Origin of the sequence: Mesorhizobium sp. M6A.T.Ce.TU.002.03.1.1, assembly GCF_003997275.1 — a bacterium.
GTDB classification, from domain to species: Bacteria; Pseudomonadota; Alphaproteobacteria; order Rhizobiales; family Rhizobiaceae; genus Mesorhizobium; species Mesorhizobium mediterraneum.
In genome coordinates this window covers 52,684-75,483 of the sequence record NZ_RZTI01000003.1, presented here as the reverse complement: position 1 = coordinate 75,483, position 22,800 = coordinate 52,684, and the positions used below count along the sequence as shown (strand labels likewise).

17 protein-coding genes are annotated in these 22,800 nt (G+C 62.0%); 14 read left to right on the top strand and 3 right to left on the bottom strand.

What is annotated here, in order from left to right; genetic code table 11:
* The 10 genes from tssJ to EOC93_RS01905 all read left to right on the top strand — a co-directional run bounded on the left by tssJ (position 1) and on the right by EOC93_RS01905 (position 11,160).
* Positions 1–453: a type VI secretion system lipoprotein TssJ gene (tssJ, locus tag EOC93_RS01950; protein WP_095486427.1), complete on the top strand. Its 453-nt coding sequence runs from the start codon at positions 1–3 to the stop codon at positions 451–453.
* 39 nt (positions 454–492) lie between these two features.
* Positions 493–1,827, top strand: coding sequence for a type VI secretion system baseplate subunit TssK (tssK, locus tag EOC93_RS01945; protein ID WP_127203709.1), 1,335 nt, complete (start codon positions 493–495; stop codon positions 1,825–1,827).
* Positions 1,828–1,831: 4 nt separating this feature from the next.
* Positions 1,832–3,154: a type IVB secretion system protein IcmH/DotU gene (icmH, locus tag EOC93_RS01940; RefSeq protein ID WP_095486425.1), complete on the top strand. Its 1,323-nt coding sequence runs from the start codon at positions 1,832–1,834 to the stop codon at positions 3,152–3,154.
* Between the two features lies 1 nt (position 3,155).
* On the top strand, positions 3,156–6,692 hold the full coding sequence (gene tssM, locus EOC93_RS01935) for a type VI secretion system membrane subunit TssM (protein WP_127203708.1): 3,537 nt from the start codon (positions 3,156–3,158) through the stop codon (positions 6,690–6,692).
* A complete protein-coding gene (gene tagF, locus EOC93_RS01930; protein ID WP_164759018.1) occupies positions 6,689–7,213 on the top strand; it encodes a type VI secretion system-associated protein TagF in 525 nt (174 codons plus the stop codon). The genes tssM (EOC93_RS01935) and tagF overlap by 4 nt, the downstream gene beginning before the upstream one ends.
* A 3-nt stretch (positions 7,214–7,216) precedes the next feature.
* Positions 7,217–8,119, top strand: coding sequence for a DUF4150 domain-containing protein (locus EOC93_RS01925; RefSeq protein WP_095486422.1), 903 nt, complete (start codon positions 7,217–7,219; stop codon positions 8,117–8,119).
* Positions 8,120–8,126: 7 nt separating this feature from the next.
* On the top strand, positions 8,127–8,540 hold the full coding sequence (locus EOC93_RS01920; RefSeq protein ID WP_127203706.1) for a hypothetical protein: 414 nt from the start codon (positions 8,127–8,129) through the stop codon (positions 8,538–8,540).
* Positions 8,540–9,028, top strand: a complete 489-nt coding sequence (locus EOC93_RS01915) for a hypothetical protein (protein ID WP_127203705.1) — start codon at positions 8,540–8,542, stop codon at positions 9,026–9,028. The genes EOC93_RS01920 and EOC93_RS01915 overlap by 1 nt, the downstream gene beginning before the upstream one ends.
* An 84-nt stretch (positions 9,029–9,112) precedes the next feature.
* Positions 9,113–10,120: a DUF2169 domain-containing protein gene (locus tag EOC93_RS01910; RefSeq protein ID WP_164759017.1), complete on the top strand. Its 1,008-nt coding sequence runs from the start codon at positions 9,113–9,115 to the stop codon at positions 10,118–10,120.
* A complete protein-coding gene (locus tag EOC93_RS01905; RefSeq protein ID WP_127203703.1) occupies positions 10,117–11,160 on the top strand; it encodes a hypothetical protein in 1,044 nt (347 codons plus the stop codon). The genes EOC93_RS01910 and EOC93_RS01905 overlap by 4 nt, the downstream gene beginning before the upstream one ends.
* Before the next feature lie 18 nt (positions 11,161–11,178).
* On the opposite strand, the gene EOC93_RS01900 is transcribed toward EOC93_RS01905, so the two are convergent.
* Genes EOC93_RS01900 through tssI form a run of 3 tightly spaced genes read right to left on the bottom strand, consistent with a single transcriptional unit; the run spans position 11,179 to position 15,113 of the window.
* On the bottom strand, positions 11,179–12,342 hold the full coding sequence (locus tag EOC93_RS01900) for a hypothetical protein (RefSeq protein WP_127203702.1): 1,164 nt from the start codon (positions 12,340–12,342) through the stop codon (positions 11,179–11,181).
* 10 nt (positions 12,343–12,352) lie between these two features.
* Positions 12,353–12,778: a DUF6484 domain-containing protein gene (locus tag EOC93_RS01895; RefSeq protein ID WP_095486612.1), complete on the bottom strand. Its 426-nt coding sequence runs from the start codon at positions 12,776–12,778 to the stop codon at positions 12,353–12,355.
* A 7-nt stretch (positions 12,779–12,785) separates the two neighbouring features.
* Positions 12,786–15,113, bottom strand: coding sequence for a type VI secretion system tip protein TssI/VgrG (gene tssI / locus EOC93_RS01890; RefSeq protein WP_127203701.1), 2,328 nt, complete (start codon positions 15,111–15,113; stop codon positions 12,786–12,788).
* A 202-nt stretch (positions 15,114–15,315) separates the two neighbouring features.
* Between tssI and tagH the strand changes: the two genes are divergently transcribed.
* From tagH to EOC93_RS01870, 4 genes are all read left to right on the top strand, one after another.
* A complete protein-coding gene (gene tagH / locus EOC93_RS01885; protein ID WP_126103015.1) occupies positions 15,316–16,362 on the top strand; it encodes a type VI secretion system-associated FHA domain protein TagH in 1,047 nt (348 codons plus the stop codon).
* 410 nt (positions 16,363–16,772) lie between these two features.
* Positions 16,773–18,287 carry a type VI secretion system protein TssL, long form gene (gene tssL, locus EOC93_RS01880; RefSeq protein WP_127203700.1) on the top strand — a complete coding sequence of 505 codons (1,515 nt, stop codon included), beginning with the start codon at positions 16,773–16,775 and terminating at the stop codon, positions 18,285–18,287.
* A gap of 22 nt (positions 18,288–18,309) precedes the next feature.
* Positions 18,310–21,873 (top strand): type VI secretion system membrane subunit TssM, encoded by a 3,564-nt coding sequence (tssM, locus tag EOC93_RS01875; protein ID WP_127203699.1) that lies wholly within the window; start codon positions 18,310–18,312, stop codon positions 21,871–21,873.
* 159 nt (positions 21,874–22,032) lie between these two features.
* Positions 22,033–22,800: a protein phosphatase 2C domain-containing protein gene (locus EOC93_RS01870; RefSeq protein ID WP_126103018.1), complete on the top strand. Its 768-nt coding sequence runs from the start codon at positions 22,033–22,035 to the stop codon at positions 22,798–22,800.

Below are 22,800 nucleotides of genomic sequence, written 5' to 3'. Positions count from 1 at the left end.
ATGATCGATCGACGCGAATTTATCGTTGCCCTGGGCGCAACCGGGCTGCTTGCGGCTTGTCAGAGCGGTCCGCCAAAACCATCCGCGGTCACCGTCAACCTGACCGGCGCGGCCGGCATGAACCCGGGACCAGGTGGCGGCGACCGGCCCGTGACGGTCCTCGTGATGCGGCTGCGCAGCACCGGTAAATTCAACTCGGCCGATTATTTCGCGCTGCAGGGGGATGCCGGCTCCGCACTCGCAGGCGATCTCATTGGATCCGACCAGATCTCCGTCGGGCCGGGAAAGACCGCATCCAAAACCATCACCGTAGAGCCGGACGCGGCTGCGCTGGGCTTCGTTGCCCTCGTTCGCGAGCCCGGCGGCCGGAGCTGGCGCACAACCAAGTCGGTGTCGTCGGGATCAACAGTTACCGTCAACGTCACGCTTGGCAGCGGCGGCATTTCCGCCTAGCGGCCAGGGCAAGGGGTGCTCGATGCAGGAAGTAGCGGCATGAGCGATGCAAACAGGGTGCTGTGGTCCGAAGGCCTGTTTCTGCGGACCCAGCATTTTCAGCAGCAGGATCGCTTTTTCGAGGCGACGGTGCGCGGCGCGTTGCAGGCCGGGCAGTTGCATACGTTCGGCTTTCAGCAGCTGACGCTGGACCAGGCAATGCTCGATGCCGGCCAGGTCTCGATCCTGTCGGCACAGGGCATCTTTCCGGATGGAACCCCCTTCTCCATCCCTGACCTGATGGACGCGCCACGACCGCTGCCGGTCACCGCCGATACGGGTGCCGGACCGGTGCTGGTCGCCCTGCCGATCGAGCCTGCTGGCGGTGTCGGCTTCGATCCGGCGCACGCGGCCTCGACAGGAGCACGCTATCATGGGCGCATCGTTTCGGTGCGCGACGCCGTCCAGGGCGGTTCGGATCCTGAAGAAATCGAAATCGCCCGACCGCAGGCGCTGCTGCTTGCACCGGGAAAATCGGTTGGCGGCTACACCGCCTTGCCCATAGCCGACATCAAAGGGGTTCGAGCCGATGGCGGCGTCTCCCTGGATGAGACGTTCCTGCCGCCGACACTGGTTACCGGAGCAGTGGCCTGGTACCGGCAGTTGCTTTTGGAAGTCGTCACCGGCCTCGACCAAATCGCCGAGGCGCATGGCAAAATGGTCATGGGTGGGCCAGGGCGTAGCGTCGAAGACCTCTTGATGCTCAATCTCGCCAATGCGGCGCGTCCACGACTGGCGCACATGCTGGCGCAGGATGTTTTCCATCCGGCCGAGCTTTACCTGGAGCTTGCCGGTCTTGCCGGTTCGATGGCGACCTATGGCTCGAGCGCGCGACGGCTGAGCGAGTTGCCCGCCTACGATCACATGGCGCCCGGCCCCGCATATTCGGCGCTGGCGGACGCCTTGCGCTCACTCATCCTGAGCCTGCGTTACATCGAGCCTAAATCCCGCGCACTGCCGGTCATGCGGCATTCGACCAACGTCTGGAAAATCCGCATCGACAACCCGAAGCTGCTGGTGGCCAGCCGGATCGTTATCCGGGTCGGTTCCGAGCTGTCGGAAGATGCCTTGCGTAAGATTTTCGTCAACCAGGCGACTGTCGGTTCGGCCGATCAGTTCGAGGGTCTATGGAAATCCCGTCTACCCGGCATTCCACTGAAACCGCTTCATTCCCAGCCCCGCGAAATCCCCTACGATGGCGATCGGCTGTGCCTTGAACTGGATCAGAAAAGCGAGCACTGGGCCTCGCTGCTCGATGCCCCCGGCTTCGTTATTGGCGTGTCGGGTGTGCTGCCGAGCGAGCCGCAGGTGGACTGCTATTCGGTAAACAGGTGAGATCATGAGCCGGGATGATCCTTTCGGACTGTCGGAGGATCGCGAACGCACTCGCATACGGCTGACCGGCGCGCCGATGCCGCGACCGATGACGCCACTCCTGTCGGGCGCGCCAATGAAACGGTCGCGTACGCATCCCAACACCCTTGTCAACGCATTCGCGCCCTTGCTCGAGTTCGCGCCGGAGCTTGAAAGCGCGCTGCCACCGGAAAACCCGGAGGCGATGCGCACCCGGTTGCTCGAAGAGCTGGTTCGGGCACGCGACGCGGCAATGTCGGCGGGATCCTCGCTGGAGCGCGCCGACCAGGCAGCCTGGGTGGTGGCGGCGTTGCTCGATGATCTGGCCTTGAACACGCCATGGGGCGGTGCCAGCGCATGGCCGCGCCAGCCGCTTGTGGTGATGCTTCGAGGCGATGTCGATGCCGGCACGCAGTTCTTCACGCGTCTCGACGAACTGGAGCGCCACCCGAACCGGGATCGTGAACTGCTGGAATTGCAATATCATTGCCTGGCGCTCGGCTTCCGCGGCAAATATCGTGTGCCCGGCCGGTCGGGCGACCGCTCGCTCAATGCCGTTCGCGTTGCTGCGGCGCGCTTCCTGCGCGATGCCGACGCCGACGGCGCGCCACTGTCGCCGAACTGGAAAGGCGTGATCGCATCCGACGAGCCGCAGCGCTTCATCGTTCCGATCTGGGTAATGGCGCTCGGTGCGGCGGTTATCGCCACGGCAATCTATCTCGGGCTGTCGATGGGACTGAGCAGTCAGGCAGTCGAGCTTTCTACGCTCGTTCGTGCTCTGCCGCCACCCACGCGCGGCGATATCAGCCGCACATCGCCTCAGGTCGAAGCGCCGCCGCCGGAGGCCGTGGATTTCGCGCTGGTGCCGGAGTTTCAGGCCGGAGCGCCGGCGAATCTCAGGGCCGCGCTAAGCGGCACCGAGAGCGTTTCGCTGGCCAGGCTGATCATTCAGGCCTCCAACCCCGAACTGTTCCAGTCGTCGCGGCCGACACTGACGGAAGGCTTCGAGCCGCTGATTGGTTCGATCGCCAAAGTGATCTTGGCCAATCAGGAACTGATCGGAAAAATCACCGTGGTCGGCCATACCGACAGTATTCCTTTGCAACGGTCCAATCCGCTTTCCACCAACCAGCGGCTGTCGGAAGCGCGCGCAGCAACCATTACCGAGATGCTGGTCCAGAACGGTGTGCCGCAGGACCGCATTCGCTTCGAAGGACGTGCAGCTACCGATCCAGTGGCCGACGACAGCACGCGCGCGGGACGGGCCTTGAACCGCCGCGTCGAGGTGCTGGTCGAAAAGAGGCTATGAGATGTTCATCCTGCGCTTCCTCTGGGCGGTTCTGACATCGCGCTGGCTGTGGACGCTGATCGGCATCACGCTGCTTTCCCTGGTTATCTGGGTGTTCGGCCCGATCGTGAAGGTTGGTGCTTACGAACCCTTCGCCTCGGAAAATGTGCGCATCGTCATCATTGCGCTGCTGGTCATCTTCTGGCTGATCTGGCTGATCGTCGCGCAGCGCCGGGCGATCCGAGCCAACCGCATGTTCGTCGCCGAAATCGCTGCGCCCGTGGTGGAAAAACCGCTGAGCCCCGGCGAAGAGAACGTCGCCGCAGTCGGCGCCAAGTTCGCCGAGGTGATGGCCGAATTGAAGCGTCGCAGGCTGGGCGGACGCAAGTTCCTGCGCGAGATGCCTTGGTACGTGATCGTTGGGCCACCGGCCACCGGCAAGACCACGGCTTTGCGCCAGTCCGGTCTGAACTTTCCGATCGATCTCACCGACGACCTGCAGGGGGTTGGCGGCACGCGCAACTGCGACTGGTTTTTCTCTGAGAACGCAGTTCTGATCGACACGGCGGGCCGCTACGTGCAGCAGGAGAGCCGGCCGGACGTCGATGCGGCGGAATGGCTAGGCTTCCTCGACCTCTTGAAAAAGCATCGCGGCCGCCGGGCGCTGAACGGCGTGATCGTCGCGCTGTCGATCGACGCGCTTTCAGAGGGCGACGAAGCCATCAAGGCACATGGCCGCAAGATCCGTCGGCGCTTGGCAGAGCTCAACGACCGGCTCGAAATCCGCCTCCCGGTCTATCTGATGCTGACCAAGGCCGATCTGATCAAGGGTTTCGAGGCCTTCTTCGGCGGCCTGTCGACGGCCTCGCGCGAGCAGGTGTGGGGGACGACCTTCGCACTGGATGCGCGTGTCGACGCAAAGACCATAGAGCGGGAAATCGCCACCCTTGCCACGGAACTCGAGCGGCGGCTGGTGCCACGCCTGGAGGATGAGGACAAACTCGCTGCCCGCGCCGAGATTTTCAGATTTCCCGCCCAGCTCACAAGCCTGTCCGAGCCTATCCAGGTGCTGATCGAGGCGATGTTCGGCGAAAGCCGGTACGAAGAAGCCGCCTGGCTGCGCGGCCTCTATCTGACGTCGGCGACCCAGGAAGGGGCGCCCATCGACCGGCTGACCGCGGCACTGTCTTCATCCTTCGGTCTTCCGCCGCGGCGTGCCATGCCGGCGCCGCGCGTTGAAAAACGCAGTTTTTTCCTGAAGAACCTGCTGACCGAGGTCATCTTCAGGGAGGCCGGCCTGGGGACGTTCGATCCGCTGGCGCAGCGCCGCCGCGCCTGGATCTGGCGCGGCGCCGCGGCAGCCTGTGCCGCCGCCGCCTTGTTGGCCGGTGCGATGTTCACCTGGTCCTACTATGACAACCGCAATGCGATCACAGCACAGGCGAGCCAGTTCGAAGCGCTGCAGGCGCCATTGACCGCAGCAGCCGCGAGCCCGGCATCGGTGGAGCAGCCCGCTATCGATGGCGCGCTCAACGCGATGGCCGAGGTCGCAAATGCCCGAACGGCACCGCCGAGCAGTGCCCAGGATCTACTGGGACCATCGGCATCGGCGGAGCTGCTGCGGGCGCAGACCGACACTTACGACCACGCACTGCGCAATGTTCTCGAGCCGCACATGGTCGCTTTGCTCGAGGCGACTATGTGGCGGCAGATCCGCGATCCGGATTTCATGCTGGGGGCGCTGAAAACCTATCGCATGATGACGGGCCTGTCGCAGATGGATGCCGATTTCGTCCAGAACTGGTGGGTCAGTGATTTGCCGGAATTCGCACCGGCAGCGCCCTTTCCGACCGCCGACGCGGAAGAGCACCAGCTTGCCGCGATCCGCCGCATGGCGGTCGATGACAGCTACATCGCCGCGGATCAGGCGCTGGTTGCCGAGGCGCTGAAAACCGTCTGCACGATTTCGCTGCCGGCGCGTGGCTACAGACAGTTGCTGGCCGATCCGGCGGTGGCCGGCCTCAAGGAATGGATCCCGGCGAATTTCGCCGGTCCCAACGGCGCCAAGGTCTTTGCACGGCGTTCCGACAAGACGCTGCGCGTCGGCATTTCAGGCGCGTTCACCTATTCCGGCTTCCACGATGCCATTCTCGACCGGATCGAGGATGTCGCCGCCCAGGCCGCACTCGATCGGGCGGTCTTTGCCGGCGGCTGTTCGGAAAATTCCGAAACCTCGGTCTCGGCGCTGTCCGAGGATATTCTAAAACTCTACTACGAAGACTACATCGCACAATGGGACAGCATCCTGCGCGATATCAGGCTCGCGCCATTGGCCGACCTGAATGTCGCCAGCGAGAACCTCAAGGACCTTTCGAGTGCTGACTCTGCGCTGAAGCGCCTGCTTACGGCGGTCGTTCAGGAGACCGAGCTTACCCGATCCGATGAAGCGCCGGCCGATAACAAGGCAGCAGCAAAGGGCGGCTCGAAACTGCTCAGCAAACTCGGCAAGCTTGGCAAACTGGCCAAGACAGGCGCAAAACTGCTGCCACGCGCAGGCTCCGCAGACGAGGTGGATCTTACCGGCAATCTCGTGGCCGAACACTTCAAGCCGCTCAAGGGCGCGATCGCCGAGGTCGACGGCCAGCCGCCGGCACTCGACGCCGCGGTGGTGGCGCTGACCGCACTTTCGAACGTGCTGCAGACGGTCACGGCCAATCCCGACCCTCAGGACGCCATCAAGAAACAGGGCGGCCTCGCCGAGCTGACGGGAGCGGTCGCCAGGCAAGCGCAGATCCTGCCCGACCCGATCGACGACTGGCTCGGTGGCATCGCCGGCGACACCAGCGGCCTGACACAGAAGGCGGTCACCTCGGAGCTTAACGCCATTTGGCGCGCCGACATCCTGCCATTCTGCCAAGCAGCGCTGAACGACCGCTATCCGTTCAGCCCCGAAAGCGCCGTGGACGTCAATGTCCGCGATTTCGCTCGCCTGTTCGGGCCGGCCGGGATGATCGACGCCTTCATCAACGACCACCTGATCAGCTATGTCGATACCGCCAGCCAGCCATGGAAATGGCGTGCCGACTTCGGTCTGGACCCGGCGGCTCTGGCGGCATTCGAACAGGCCAGGCGGATCCGCGACGATCTCTTTCCTGGCGGTACGGGTCCGGTGATGAGCTTCACGCTCGAACCGAAGGACCTGTCTCCCAACGTCACACGCGTGACGCTCAACCTCGATGGCCAGAACCTCGTCTACTACAACAACGCGACGCGACCGCAACCAATGACTTGGCCGGGCAAGGACGGCACCGGCGTCATCTCGCTCGCCTTCCAGCCGATCGACGGCTCGCCCGAAATCATGCTCAACGAGACCGGCAGCTGGGCGTGGCTGAGGATGCTGCGCAGCGGCCGTTTCACCGGCACCTCACTGTCCGATGTCTACAGCCTGCGATTGGGCACGCAAGGCATGTACGCGGATTTCGAGCTCAAGGCCGCCAGCGTCGAAAATCCTTACAATCTGGAGATGTTCAAGAAGTTCTCATGTCCGCCACAGATATGACCATCGGCTTCTTCGGCAAGTTACCGGCGACTGGAGATTTCGTCGCTTGGAACCTGCCGCGGACCTTCATCGACCGCTGGGATCGGTGGATGTCGATGGAATTGCGCGCGCGACCCGATGAAGGCGACCTCGACCCGCGCGCTTGGCGCTTTATTGTCCAGGCCGGGATTTTCGGTGACCAGCCCTGCGCCGGTGTCTGGCGCATGAGCGAGGACCGCGTCGGCCGCCGTTATCCGTTCGCCATCGTCCGGCTTGGGCCCCCGCCGGAGCCGGGCGACCCGTGGTACGATGCCGTGGCCTCGCTTCTTCAGAACTGCGTCGACAACTACTGGGCGCAGACCCGGCTGGCCGAAAGCCTTCAGATTTTGCCACCTCCGGGCGCCGCCGCCGCGACCGACAAGATCGCATTCTGGAGCGACGACTGGGAGGTCAGGGAGTTCGGCTTCGCCGACATCCACGACCTTGCTCAAAATGCCCTGCCCGCGATGCGCGCGGCACGGCCGGAGACGGCGGAGTCCTGAGCCATGGGTAACACGGTCTACGCCGAAAAGATGGGCTTCTTCCACCAGGCAAGCGGCGGCAAGGGCGTCGCGCCGGGCGACGTCTGCCTCAGCCCGCCGCCGCCGCCGGCGGGACCGGTGCCGGTTCCATATGTCAACATGCTTTCTGCCAGCGATCTCATCAAAGGCAGCAAGAGCGTCAAGGTGCAGGGAACACCGACGGCGCTGGAGAACTCTTCCGAAGTGGCGCTGAGTACGGGCAACGAAGCGGCCACGCCGGGACTGGGCGCCGGCGTGGTCACCCATCGCATCAAGGGCAAGGGTGTCTTCAAACTGTGGTCGTTCACGGTCAAGGCAGAAGGCAAGGGGGTCGACCGTCACGGCGACATGATGGCTCAGAACACGGCGAGCGATCTGCCCAACTGCATCGATGGGCAGGCCATGGTCGATTTCGAGGCTGAGTTGGGCGAGAACTACGGCAAGCCCTGCAAAAGCAAATATAAGGCGAGCGTCCATCGGCCAAAACGGGATCCTTCGCCGGCGCAAGTCAAGGAGGTCAAGGACAAGCCGTGTTGGGAATGCGAGCGGGATCACGGCGAGACCGAAGCGGCATGGCGCACCCAGAGCGATGAATCGAAGGGCGCTGGCGGCTGGCTGAGGGGCAAGCTTTTCGTCAAGCTGAAGAAGGTCAGGAAGCACGGCACCAAGCATTCGAGGGGCAAGGGTCATATGACCCACGACCATCAGCCACCTTTGGCCGTTGCTTGGGAGATGGGTGGTTGCCACATGGGTGCCGAGAAGTTTCGCAAGCGTTTCGAGAAGGACGATGTGGTGAAGTCGCATTGTAAAGCGCACTACAAGAGCCAGGGGTCACAGGTAGACGAGTACGCAAAGAAACTGCGTGCGCAATTCAAGGCAGCGGCATAGGTGCGGCATGGCGAATAAGATCGACAAGCTTCAAAAGAACTACATTCGAGACATGCGGGTAGTGCAGCCGGTGGTGCAGCACTGGTGGAGCGGTCTGGTCGAAAAGCTCGGCCTTGATGAAGCCACCAGACGCTGGCCGACAGGCCCTTCCGGACATCCGAGCGTCATAGAGGTTTTTCGCAGCTATTATTTCGAGATCGAGGAATTGAACCTGGAGGCCGAGGACGAATTCGAGGAAAGGCCGCCGAAACCGTGGGAAGAGATGTGGGGTGCCGAGGACGACGACGAGGCGCCGCGCGTGGAACGCGAGATCGATCGCCTGATCTATGATATGACTGAGAAGGCGCCGGACCTTGAGTTGCTGGTCTTCGGTCTGGTTTTTGTTCCCATTGGCCTCGACCAGGACGACGAGAGCTGCTGATGACCCTGATTACACTCCGCAGCACCGAAGACGGCATTGCCCGACTGCTGGCACAACCAGGCGACATCAAGCCGCGGCGCGACGATATCCGCCGCAGCACTCTGGAAGAGGCGTCGGCCGAACACCAGGAGGTTTTCGGCGACTATGTTGCTGACCTCACCACTGCTTGCGGCATCGCCGATAAATGGTGGGAGGACACCGTCAACGCGCAGGTCAAGAAAGGCATGGACCGCGACGACGCGATCGCCGTCTCGTTCAACCGGCGTTGGGCCGGGCCCGCCGCCCATCCCAAAGTGGTGTGGATCGTAAGGTTGTATTGGTTGGCCTGCGACAAGATCAACACCGATTTCGTGCCCGGCAAACCGGTCTATCCTGAGACGTTTCTGCTGAAGTGGCTCGTCGACGCTGGTGAGAAGGAACTGGTCCAGCTGATCGCCTGCATGCCCTACTGGCCGGTCGGTCTCGACGAAAACGGCGATTGGTCCTGAGCCATGGCCTTTGCTGTATGGCTGGAGAACCGCACGCCATTTTCCGCAGCGACCCATGTGCAGGTCAACTCCGACGGGCAGGAGGTGCTGGTGGCGATGTTTTCCGCCAGTTTTCATGCACCGAAGGAAGGCAGCGACCTCGAGCCATCCGGCGAGCAGTTGCCAGTCATCTTTGGCGACACCCCCTTCGGCAATCCAGCTCTGTCTTCGACCCGTTATGAATCCGATATCGTGCCGCTCAAGCCGGCTTCGGAGATCATCGTCAACGGCACGGCTTACGCTCCAAATGGCAAGCCGATTCGTGAAACGCAGGTTGGCCTTCGTGTGGGCGGTATGCGCAAGGCGCTCAACGTCGTCGGCGATCGCACGTATGACATGGGTAGCTACAGCGCGCCGAACCCGTTCCTCACCATGCCGATCGTCTATGAGCGCGCCTATGGCGGCACCACGGCGGATGGCAACGCCGATCCGCGCAACCCGGTCGGCGTCGGTTTCCACCATGCGCCGTCGGCCGATACGCAGGTGCGCACTCAGGCGCCCAACATCACTTATCCAGGCGAGCCCTTTCTCAACCCTTCCGACCGGCCGAAGCCGGCTGGCTTTGGCGCGCTTGGTCGCGGCTGGCAGCCGCGAATCGGCTATGCAGGCACCTACGATCAGGCCTGGATCGAAACGCAGTGGCCGTTGCCGCCGAAGGATTTCGACCCGCGTTTCAACATGTGTGCGCCAGCCGACCAGCAGGTGCCGCGCCTTGTCGGTGGCGAGCAGGTGACGGTGATCGGCATGACGCCGTCCGGCCGTTGGGACTTCCGGCTGCCACGCATTGTTGCGCCGCTGCGTCTCATTTTTGCAGATCGCGTTGAAGAAGCCATTCTCCAGCCCGATACGCTCATCATCGAGCCGGACTTGAGACGTCTCACCCTGAAGGCCCGCCTTTCTTTCGTGACCCGGCGCAATGCTCCGCAGTTGCGCGAAATAGTCTTCGGCCATGTGTCGCCCGTCCTGTTGAGCGCCCACTTTAAGCGCAAGCAATATCTTAACCCACTCGGCACCGACGGCACGTTACATGACCAGCCGGTATTCCTGCCATGAAGCGTCCGCTCTACATAACAGGCGCAGGTGCGGTGACCGCAGCCGGGCTTGACGCGAGCCAGACCTTGGCGGCGATCCGGGCAAGCTTGTCGGCTTTCGAGGAAATTGACCTCATCGATCCCATGGGCGCCATCCAGATCGTTGCGCGCATCCCTGTCCATTGGCAATTGCGCGCCAACGACGGCGCATGGCTCGTCAATATGGCGTCGCGCGCCATTGTCGAGGCGTTGCGAACAAGTATGGCCGGCCCGGCGGCTACGGCGATCCTGCTTGCCCCACCCGAAAGCTTCCGCAATCATCCGGCATACAACGATATCCCGCCATCCGGCTTTCTTGCGGCCGTGATCAAGGCGACCGGCAATCGCTTCCACGCCGCCTCGCGTGCGATCGATGGTGGCGCGGCGGCAAGCGTCGGCCTTCTCGATCGAGCGGTGGAACTGCTGGAGCAGCCAGACGTCGGACAGGTCCTGCTTGGCGGAGTAGACAGCCTCGTCAACGAAACCGATCTTTCCCGACTTGGCAAAGCCGGTCGCCTCAAAGGTGCGGAAAACGCGCAAGGTCTCGTGCCTGGCGAGGCCGCCGCTTTCGTTCGGCTGACGCGGGAGCCGGAAGGAAAGGCTGCGGTGGTGGCTGCCATTCATAGCGTCGGGACAGCCCAGGAGACTGACAGCGTGCTTTCGGACCGCTATAGCCAGGGCCGCGCCATGCTCGGCGCCTTGCGCGATGCGGTGAGCGGATCGGGACCATCGGAACCAAACATCAATTTCGTCGTCAGCAACGGCAACGGCGAGCGGTACAGCGGCTGGGAACTGCTGATCGCCCGTCCCCGCTTCTACCGCACCCGCCGTGAAATCCTGCCCACCGCCTATCCGGCGATGACGATCGGCGATATCGGCGCTGCCGGAGGGGCGATGGCCCTGATGCTGGCGGCTGACAGTTTTGTGAACGACTATGCGCCGGGGCCGACCGCCATCTGCGAGGTGGCTTCCGAAGGCGGCCTGCGCGCCGCCGCGGTGATGGCCGGCATGACCCGCCGCTGAACTCAAAACGTTGTTCGTTCACATCCAGGCCGGGAACCGGCGCGTCCTGCGCCAATCGGTCAGCGGCGCGTCCGGCTCGGCGAGTGCTGCGCGCAACGCATCCAGCCGAAGTCTGCGCATCGAGTGGAAGAGTGCATGATTGCGCCCGCCGCGCCCCTCGTCCCACCATTCCGCTACGCGATCCGCGACCGGAAGCGGTGTTTCGTTGAGGGATTCGAAGTCCTTACCAAGCAAGGACGGGTCCGTCGTGAACAGGTCGGAGTCGTTGAAATCCACCTCGAACAGATCGCGAAGCGCAAGTCCGGCAGCGAATACGAGGTCGGGTTCCCGCATCTTGGCGATCAGCCAGGGCATGACCGACCGGTCGCCAAAGAGGCCGATTGCCGCTGTCGCGGTGGCGCGCAAGGCAGGCTGCTTCAGACGTTCCTGCAGCCACGCCTTGCCGGTCTTCAAGGGCGTCGTCAGCAGGCGCAACTCGATCGCCGCGGCGGCCAGATCGGGCTCGGCTAGCACGATCCGGTCGAGCACCGGGTTGGCCGAGCGCGTTTCGCCAAGAAGGCAAGCAGCAAGGGCCGCCGTCAGGCGTTCCCTCGACGTGTCGCCGTCAAGTCCGTCCAGCACCGCCGGAAGGAGGTCGCGCCGTTTGAGCCCGCCGGCAAGCCGAAACGCACGCCTGCGAACATCCGGGTCCGGATTGCTCAGCAAATCGCCGAGGCGGGCACCGGGATCGACGCGATGATGCCAGAGTGCCGCGAGGCCGAGGCCGCGCAGCCGCGCATCGCGCGCGTCCAGCCATTCCGCCACCAACGGACTCAGATTTTCGCGCGGCGTGCGCGCTATCGCGCCGGACAGGCCCGACACGCCAACCTCGCCCAGCGTCGCCGCGGCGTCGACCGCCGAGGCAACGGCTTCGGCCTCGCCCCAGCGCAACGCCAGCACGCCGAGCACGAAAAGCTCGCCGGGCTCGGCATAATCGGCGAAATGCGCCTGGGCCGCCTCCCAGCCGGCCTTTCCGGAAGCCATCAGCCCTTCGAGATTTGCATTCAGGCGCTGGTCGATGCGGCCGATATCGGTTTCGCCCAGGATCGGACCATCGATTTCACGGCGGCGACGAAACCAGAGGAAGGCCGCGTCGCTGGCGTGCTGGTCCACCATGGCAGCGATAGACGCGATCCGCTGCATCGTGAACGCCTCAGTTGAGATGGATGGCTCCGCCACGGATGCGGTTGGTGCCGCTGGCGTGGCTCGTTAGCTGGTTGCCGCGAATTGTGATGCGCCCATCCTTCTCCAGGATGATCGATGCCAGGCCGCAGCGCAGTTCTATACGTTCTTCTCCGGTGATGACGACACGATCGCCTTCGCGGACAACTGACAATTTCCTCTCCTTGTGAGGCGGATCGACGATGCGTCCGACGACCAGCGGCCGCGTCGGATCACCATCCTCGAACAGGAGAGCCAGTTCCGAACCGACCGCCGAGACGTCCAGCTCCGCCAGACTGCGCGCCGCAATCGCGGTCTCGCGCGGATTACCGACGAAGACAACCAGCGGCGCGCCGTCTTCGAAACCGATCAGCAGGCCGATCACGACGCCGTCGATACGATCCAGCACTTCCATGATGACGCCCTCAATTGTTGTGGATGTTGCTTCCCTTGACGACCACGTCGCCACCGGCCTTGATATTAATCTTGCCGCTGCCCTTGATGGTAATGTCCTTGCCGTCGGCAACAATGGTGCCATCCTTTTTCATAGTGATCGACGCGTCGCCGCATTTGAGCGTGATCGAGTCGCCCGCCTCGATCACCAGATTCTTGCCGACCTTGATCGAACTGTCTTCGGCGATTTGGATTCCGCTGCCCTTGCCGATCTTGAGCGCATGCCCGCCTCCGACATCGGTTGCGTCGTCAGCGCCGATCTTTGCTGACCTGGCTTTGCCGATCTGCGACGACTGCGCTCCGCCGATGGCGAAACTCTGGTCCGTGCCGATCTGAACACTCTGGGCGGCGGCGATTGTCCAGTTGTCCGCCGCTCCGATCGTGTGAGTCTGTCCGGCCCCCACCGTCATCGACCGCGATGCGCCGATCTGATTGGTCTGGACGGCTCCAACGCTTCGGGTTTCCGCTGCACCCACTGAATCGACACGCGCCGCGCCTACTGTGATCGTCTGGACTAACCCGACAGTCTGTGTGTGATTGGACCCGATCGTCTCAGTCGAGTTCGACCCGATACCGATCGTCTCGTTCGATCCGACGGTCAGCGAACGGTTCACGCCTACCGTCTCGGTGTCGTTGTTGCCGATATCCGTGGTCTGGTCGACGCCGACCTTGACCGTCTTGTTGTTGCCGACGTCCTCGTCGAGGTTGTGGCCGACTGAGTGCTTGGCGTCGTGGTCGATGCGGTCGGACTGGTCGTGTTGCACCAGCTTGGTGCGGTCGTTCTTGATCAGAAGGTTGTGGTCCTTCTGTGCCTGGAAATTGACCAGTTCGGAGCCGGCCTTATCCTCGAACATCAGCTCGTTGTAACCGCCGCCGCCTTTCGAAGAGTCGGATTTCCAGCCGGATTGCGTGGCGCTGCCCGGCAGTCCGTAGGGCGGCATCTGCGAGGCATTGTAGACCCGGCCGGTGATGATCGGCAGATCCGGATCGCCTTCAATGAAATCGACAATGACCTCCTGGCCGATGCGCGGTATCTGGATGAAACCCCAGCCGCTGCCGGCCCAGGTCTGCGAGACCCGCACGAAACAGGAGCTGTTCTGATCCTTCTTGCCCAGACGGTCCCAGTGGAACTGGACCTTCACCCGGGCATATTTGTCGGTGAATATCTCCTCGCCTGATGGACCGACCACCGTCGCCGTCTGTGGGCCGCGCATGATCGGTCGTGGCGTGATCCGTGGCGGGCGATAGGCCAAGGCGGTCGGCGCCACGCCGAGGATCACCTTGAAGTTCTCGCTTTCGACGTCGGCATGGGCTCTGTAGCCCGGATCAAACAGCCTGTATTCGGCGCTGACCACCAGATACTCCTGGTTCTGGTCTTCGCGCGGGAAGCCGTCAAGCTTGAACGTGCAGCCGGAATAGAGGCCACGCACGGTGCCGACAGCGGCGATGCGCTGGTGCACGGCCTGGATTTCCTCGCGCCGGATCGCGGCCAGGCTGTCGCCGCGACCGACTTCGAGATGCGCACCAGGCTGGCGGTAATTCTCGCCAGCGGCCAGTTTGTGGCCGAACGGCTGGGCCGACTTGGCCGTGAGGTCGGCGCCCGGCTTCTTGAAGTCATAGTCGGTATGGACATAGGCGCCCGGCCGCACCGAGCTGCCTGGAATCCATTCGGTGATGTATTCGACATCGCGCCGGGAGCCCTGCCCTTCGAAGTGATATGGCACCTTTTCGTAGCCCGGCGCGGGCTTCAGCTTGTTCATGGCATCGACCAGCACAAGCGTGTGTTTGCCCTCGTCATGTTCGAAAAAATACAAGATGCCTTCGTGCTCCAGCAGCCGCTGCACGAAATCGAGATCGGTCTCGTCGTACTGCACGCAGTACTCGCGCGGCGGATAAGAACCCTGCAGGCGTTTCTCGAATTTCGCCGTGCTGTATTTCGAGAAAACCTCTTCGACGATTTCGATGACGCTCATGTTCTGGAAAATGCGGCAGTCGGTCGTATTGCCGAGAAACCAGAGCCAGGGCCTGATGGCTGCTTCGTAGTACGCTAGGCGGTCCTCGATCCGGGTGAGCCGAAACTCGGACACAAGCCCGCTGAACCAGCGTTTCGGATCGGATTCACCTTCGATCGATACGGCACCGCCCAGCATCTTCAGCGGATCGATATCGGGGCTGCTGCTCACGAACCCGACCGTATAGGCCAAACAACGACTGATCTCATCGCGCCCGACAAGATGCGTGAAGGTCAACAGGTCAGCGCCAAGCGGCGTCTGCACAACCGTGGCGCGTTCGTCCGGCATGGGTCTTGCCCCTCCCGCCGCTCGTTTCTGCTTGAGCCTAGCACATGTCTTCCAGCGACCAAAGGGGACCGGACCGGTGGCTGCGGCGTGTCACCTCTCGAATCATCGACTTGAAAGCTTCGTAACGCCGCGCTCGTGATTTTGCTGGTATAATGGAAGTCCTGGGTGAGTGTCCCGACAGGCGATCGACGGCGATTTTTGAATGTTCATCAGGCTGCAGATCAACAATGCCGATTCCCTGCCGGCCGGTATTTCGACCGGCTACTCAGCTCGTGATCGCAGCTTCGAAATCGGGCGCGAGGCCTGCGACTGGACCTTGCCCGATCCCGACAAGTTCATCTCCGGCCGACACTGCGACGTTCGATACGAGGCAGGCGCGTTTTGGCTGCACGATGTCTCGCGCAATGGAACCTTCATAAACGGGTCGACCCATCGCATGGCCGGCCCGCATCGGCTTGACCATGGAGACCGGTTGCTGATCGGCCGCTACGTCATCTTGGTATCGATTGACGACGAGCGCACCACGGAGGGTCATCCTCAAAGCAGGCACGGTTCTACGCAACGAGAAATGCCGATCACGTCAGGTCGGCCGCTGGACTTCGGAGGCGAGCCCTTCTTCAATCCGGTAGAGCACCGAGCACCGGTGTCGACGTCTTCGCCGCCCGCGCCTCTCCCTTCGACGAGGGACGAGGTGCTGCGGGAAATCGCGATCGGAGCTGGCATCTCTGCGGAATTGCTCCAATCGCGTGATCCGCATGAAGTCGCTGCCGAAATCGGCGCGGTGCTGCGGACGGTTGTCGAGGAACTGGCCTTGTTGCTGAAGGCACGTGCGGCTGCGAAAATACTGGCCAAGAGCACACATCGGACGATGATCAGCGCTGCCGATAACAATCCCTTGAAGTTCGTCCCGGGAACCGACGACATCCTTGAAATCATGTTTGCACGACGCAGAGCCGGCTATCTTGATGCCAGGCACAGTATCGAAGACGCATTCCGCGATCTCAAGACGCATGAATTTGCTACCTACGCAGCCATGCAAGCTGCGCTCTCCCGGCTGCTTGACGACCTGTCGCCCGAGGCGATCGGCAAGAAGCTTCCGCCTGCGTCATTCACATCGAAGAAGAGCCTGGCTTGGGACGCCTTCGTTGCCAAATGGCGGACCATGGAAGAAACACACGAAAACGGAATGCTGGACATATTCCTGGCCTATTTCAGCGAAGCCTATGCCAAAGCCGACAAGCAAAAATAGGTCGGGAAGACTGAACCTGGCGCATTCCCGGGAATTGAGTCGGTTTGCTATGCTGATCTTCGGTTGCGGAGCGGACCACACGCCAACTGGAAGCATTAGAGCGTCCTTTGCGAGCCCAAAGGACACGGCGCTGTAGTTGGCGGAAGAAAAATCCTTTCGCAGCACTGCATCCTGTTCCAATCGACAGCTTCTGAGATTACGATCACATACGACAGTTCGCCAGCGGGTAAGGCTGATTGACCCGGGGGTCTGCGGCAAATGTCATGTTACGGCGGGATAGCCTTTTGTAGCCGACCTTCCTCCAGACACTGCCCTCATCAGCAGCGCCTGCATTTCCTGTGCCTGACCAGGGACCGTTTTACCCGGTTCTGGCGCACACGCAGCAACCAGGTGTGGACGGACGTTTGGCGATGAGCTCGAAGGACGATCCGTTCGGCCCAGCGGGCAAGACCGTCATTCGCGCACCGCGCCCCGCTGAAAAATCAGCGCCAACTCCTCAAGGGCCTGTTCCTGATAGCAGGCAGCCCGGTCCTTCGCGGGCTAAGGATTCAACGGTTTTCGATCCGGGTGTCGGTCAGCACACGCCGCCGGGCTGGACATCCGGAACCGTGATTTATCAGGGTGCAGATCCCGGCGCAGCGACCGGAAGCGGTTCCTTTGCGGCGACGCCGAAGCCAGCCATCCAGCAGGAAATCCTGCTGAATGCCACGGATGGCGTCAGATATTCAGCAGCGAACCCGATCCTCGCCGCGGCGGCGCCTTTGCTGATGTTGTTCGGCCAGCTCAGGCTCATGCCCGTCGAAAGACAGGCGGAACAACTAGCGGAACATGTCGCTGAGGCGATCGAAAAATTCGACCGGACAATGCAGAAAGCTGGTGTTCCCGAAGAAGACGCCAGGATCGCAAAATTTGCCCTTTGCGAAACCGCTGACGATCTCATCGGCAACCTGCCTTGGCCCAAGCGAGACGCCTGGGCGCAGCACAGCATGCTGTCGCAGTTCTTTCACGTCGAGCCCACCGGCGCGGGCTTCTACGAAGCACTGAATAAGATATTGGCCGCGCCGGAGGCACACTACGACCTGCTTGAATTGATGCATGCCTGCCTGTCGCTTGGGTTCGAAGGCCAGTATCGGGGCCTCGCACGCGAGGACAACAATCTCGAGCGCGTTCGACGCGATGTATACGAGACGCTTCGCTATTTCAGGGCGCGCGCCGACGAAGACATCTCGCCTCACTGGCAGAGCTTGGCGGCATCAATCGCACAGTCGTCGGCCCGGTTGCCGCTCTGGGTCATTGCGGCCGCAGCGTCGGCGCTGCTGACGGCGGCATTCTTCGCTTTGCGGGTCTTCATCACCAATGAAGGCGACGCCATTGCCGGCGGGTTGCTGGCGCTCAATCCATCCACGCCGGTCACCATCGAACGCGCCGGCGTGGTGCCGTCGGCTGTGCCGATGACAGTCACTCCGCCCGCCGCCACCAACCAGATCGATCGCATCCGCTCGGCACTGGCCAAGGATATCGCACGCGGTGGGCTGGCCGTCGGCACGCAGGGCATGTTCATTGTGGTGGAGATCAACAACGTCCTGTTGTTCCAGTCCGGCAGGGCCGAGGTGAACCCGGAGTTTCAGCCGATTGCCGCAGACATCGCCGCCGCGCTGGAACCCGAGCCCGGACCTATCAGGATCGTCGGCCATACGGACAATGTGAAGCCGCGAAAATCGAGCGCGTTCAAATCCAACTTCGACCTTTCGGTCGCCCGGGCGAAGGCTGTCGAAGCGATGATGGCGCCGAGGTTCAGCAAGCCTTCGCGGATCACGGTCGAGGGCAAGGGTGAGGACGAGCCGATCGCCGACAATGCGACGCCGGAAGGCCGCGCCCAGAATCGCCGTGTCGATGTGATGATCCCCAAGGAGGAGACATTGTGAGCACGGCCATCTGGAAGCGCCCATGACGCGTTGGCTGCTGCGGATATTCAGCGTCATCGCGTTGGCCGGGTTCGCGGCAGCCGTCTGGTTTGCCGGCCCATTGATCCGCTTTGCCGATACCCGCCCGCTGGCACCCGTCTGGCTGCGCGTGACGATCATCGGCGTGATCGTTGCGACCTTGACGCTCTTCTATGGATTTCGTTTCTGGCAAATGCGAAAGGCGCAAAAAGCGCTCGAGACTATTGTTGCCCGCAACGACGACAAGGATGACGACTCGCAGGTGCTCGAGGCTCGTATGAATGAGGCCATCGCTGCGCTCAAGCGGTCGAGCGGCAAGCGCAATTTCCTCTACGAGGTCCCTTGGTACATCGTCATCGGCCCGCCTGGTGCCGGCAAAACAACGGCGTTGGTCAATTCGGGTCTGAATTTTCCGCTTGCCGGTTCGGGGGACGCCCAGCCGGTCGCCGGCGTTGGCGGCACGCGATCCTGCGACTGGTGGTTCACCGACCAGGCGGTGCTGATCGACACCGCCGGACGCTACACGACGCAGGATTCCAACGCGCAGAGCGACAAGAAGAGCTGGCTCGCCTTCTTGTCGGTGCTAAAGAGATACCGCGCCAGGCAACCGATAAACGGCGTTATTCTGGCCATCAGCCTTGCCGATCTCATGAGCCTCGATGATCAGCAGCTTGACGTCCATGTCGTTGAGATACGCAGCCGTCTGCGCGAAATTCACGAAACACTGAAAATCCAGTTCCCGGTGTACCTGCTCTTCACCAAAGCCGACCTTGTCTCCGGTTTCATGGATTATTTTGGCGATTTCGACGAGCAGCGCCGCCGCAAAGTGTGGGGCGCGACATTCCAGACCGCCGATCGCAGCAAGAACATGGTCGGTGAGGCACCGGCCGAATTCGACGCATTGGCAAAACACCTGGCGGAGGAAATGGCCGACCGTCTGCAGGAAGAGGCTGATCCGGTCGTGCGCATAGCCATCTTTGGCTTTCCAGCCCAGTTTGGCGCGCTGAAAGGCCGTATTGCCAGTTTCATCGCCAGCATATTCGATCCGGCCCGCAGCCAGGTGAACGTCAGCCTGCGTGGACTCTATTTCTCGTCAGGCACGCAGGAGGGTACGCCGATCGATCAGGTGCTGGGCGCAATCGGCCGCAGTTTCGGCAGCGCTTCTCAAGCCCATCTTTCCGGCACCGGTAAAAGCTTCTTTTTGCATGATCTTCTGACCGGCGTCATTTTCGCGGAAGCCGGGTGGGTTTCATACGACAAATCGGCTGAAAGGCGTGCAGCGATCGCCAGATATGGTGGCTTTGGCGCAATAGCATTGATCGCTGCCGCGGCTCTGGGCACCTTGGCCCTGAGCTTTACGGCCAACAGGTCGCTGATCGCCTCTACAACACAAGCCGTAAGCCGGTATCGCGAGACGGCGGACCCGCTACTCAAAAGCACGACGGTCGCCGATATCGACCTCGAAAACGTCATTGGCCCGCTCGACCAGTTGCGCGATCTGCCGGCTGGGTTCGACACCATTGGCTTGCCGACACCGATCGAGGAGACATTCGGCCTCAGTCAGCGGGAACGACTTCTTTCGGCATCAAAAACAGCTTACCGGCAGGCGCTGGAACGTATGTTCCGCTCGCGCCTGCTGCTTCAGGCCGAACGGACGATCCAGGCCAAGATGGCCGATCCCGCCGCGCTCTATGAACCGCTGAAGATCTACCTGATGCTGGGCGGCAAGGCGCCGAAGGTCGACGACGAGTTGATCGTTTCCTGGATGAGGCAGGATTGGGAGCAGAACCGGTATCCGGGCGAAAACAACCGCGAGGGACGGGCGCAACTCGAAAAGCATCTGCGGGCCATGCTTGCCTTGGACGACGCCTATGATCCGGTTTTCGAACGCAACCAGCCACTTGTCGAATCCGCTCAACGCTCGCTCGGACGCATGAGCCTTGCCGATCGTGCCTCGGCTTTGGTCAAGTCGGCGGTATACGCGGCAGCGCTGGACGATTTTTCTGTCTCCGTGAAAGGCGGCCCGGAAGCGCAGTTGTTGTTCGAGCGTGTCGATGGTGGCGATCTGTCAGGGCTTCGCGTTCCCGGTATCTACACCTATGGCGGCTTCAACAACTTCTATCTCGAACAACTCTCGCGCATTGCGCAGATGCTGGTCGACGACCAGTGGGTACTCGGCGGCGGCGGCGAGCAAGGCGGCATCGATCAGGAGTTGCTCAAGCTCGGTCCCGAACTTGTCGAGCGCTATGGGAGGGAGTTCGCCGCGGCGTGGAACGGCGTTCTCGACAAATTGAAGTTCAAGGCGATGCTGAAGGACAAGCCGCGCTATATCGCGCTGTCCGCCGCCGCGTCACCGACCTCGCCAATCGACCAGCTTTTTACAGCGATCGCCGACGAAACAGCTCTGACCCGAGAAGCTGGTTCCGGCAACGGCTTTGGCTCCGAGGCCGAAGCTGGCGTGCTTCAAAACCAGCCACAGAACGCTGCAGATGTCGCCAGGGGATTGGCCCGCATCGGCCTTCAAATCGCCAGCGGCAAATCGCAAAGCCGGGCCGGCACAGGGACAGCTAGCGCGCAAAACCAGAATCCTGGGGCGAATATCGAAGCGCAATTCAGATCATTCCAGGCTTTGGTGAACGGTCCCGCCGGACGCCGCCCAATCGATGCGTTGACCCAGAATTTCCGCGACATCTACCAAAGCCTGCAACTAGCGGCCGATGTCCCTTCGCAGACGGAACGCGTCAACATGAATCTGCAGCTGCAGATATCCACCCTTCGCGCCAATGTCTCGCGTCTGCCCAAGCAACTCGCCCGAATGGTCACTGCGACCGCCGACGAGTTTGACGGCAACGTCGCAGAAACCTCGCTAGCGAATTTGAACCAGATGCTCGGCCAGACGGTCACGCGCACCTGCGAGGAGGTGGTCGCGGGCCGTTATCCTTTCGCCAGCAATGGCCCAGAGGATATTGCGATGGCGGATTTCGCGAAACTGTTCGGTCCAGGCGGGCTGATGGACCGGTTCTTTGCACAGAATCTCGCATCGTTGATCGACATGACCGGCCAGGACTGGAGCTGGAAACAGGATGCGCGGTTTGGGCGCGACCTGTCGAAGTCGACCTTGAAAAACTTCCAGCTGGCCGCGGAAATCCGCAACGCCTTTTTTCCTTCAGGTGGTTCGGTGCCGTTGGTCAACATCACCTTTACGCCGTTTTCACTGCATGGCGACGCCGATACGGCGGTCCTCGACGTCGATGGCCAGATTGTCCAAAGCAACCAGGCGGGTAACGCGCCAAGCACAGTGACCTGGCCAAGCGGCATGGCTTCCGCGTCAGCGAGCCTGAGCCTTGCCCCGGAAATGCCGGGCCGTGAGTCCGCGATCAAGTTCGACGGTCCGTGGGCACTGAAGCGTCTGCTGGACAAGGCTGATATCACCAGCACCGGCGGCAACACGGAAGCCCGCTTCGTGATAGGCGGGCGCGATGTTGCCTATACGATCCAGACCAATTCGGACCCCAACCCTCTCTTCCTTGCCGCGCTTACTGGGTTCAGCTGTCCAAAGGCGTTTTGAGATGACCATTGAGCTTCCCGACAGGGTGACGCTGTCCTTCGGCAACAGAGGCGCGGACGTTGATTTCGATACTCTAATGTTCGAGCCTGTGGCAAACTGGCGCGAGCGAGCGCCTGACAGTGCGCCGCAGAGGACGCCTGAGAAGCGCTTGGTGGCAAATTGAACAATGTCGCCCTTCCCTTTGAAAGCTTCGGCGTTAGCCACAGAGGCTGTGTCCGTGAGCTCAATGAAGACAGCTATCTGGTCGAGCCCGAAACGGGCCTGTGGGTGGTGGCCGATGGAATGGGTGGACATGATGCCGGGGAAGTCGCTTCGGCCAGCATCGTCGATCATCTGGCAACGATCGGCATTGCAAGCTCGGCACCGGATCTTCGCGCGCGCTTCGAGGACAGGCTGAGCCGGGCCAACGCCGAAATCCGCAGGATATCGGAATCTCGCGGAATAACCATTGGCTCCACCGTCGCCGCCTTGCTGGCGATGGGTGGGCGGTTTGCCTGCCTGTGGGCGGGCGACAGCCGCGTCTATCTGATCCGCAACGCCTCGATCTCGCAGATTTCGAAGGACCACACCGAAGTCCAGGAACTTCTCGACAGGGGCATGATCAGCGCAGCCGAAGCGCTCACCTGGCCGCGCCGCAATGTTATCACGCATGCGGTCGGTGTCAGCGACGAGATCGTCATTGACTTCCAGCAAGGCGAAATCATGCCCGGGGACATATTTGTGTTGAGCACCGACGGGCTGACAGCGCATGTCACAGACGCCGAGATCGAGGCAGCGGCGGTGTCGGCGACACCTCAGGCGGCATGCGAAAACCTACTGCAAACGGTGCTGGCGCGCGGGGGGACAGACAATGTCACCATCGTGCTCGTGAAGATCGGAGACGGGCGCAGTTGGACCCATCCTGATCCGTCCAGAGCGGAAGGTTGA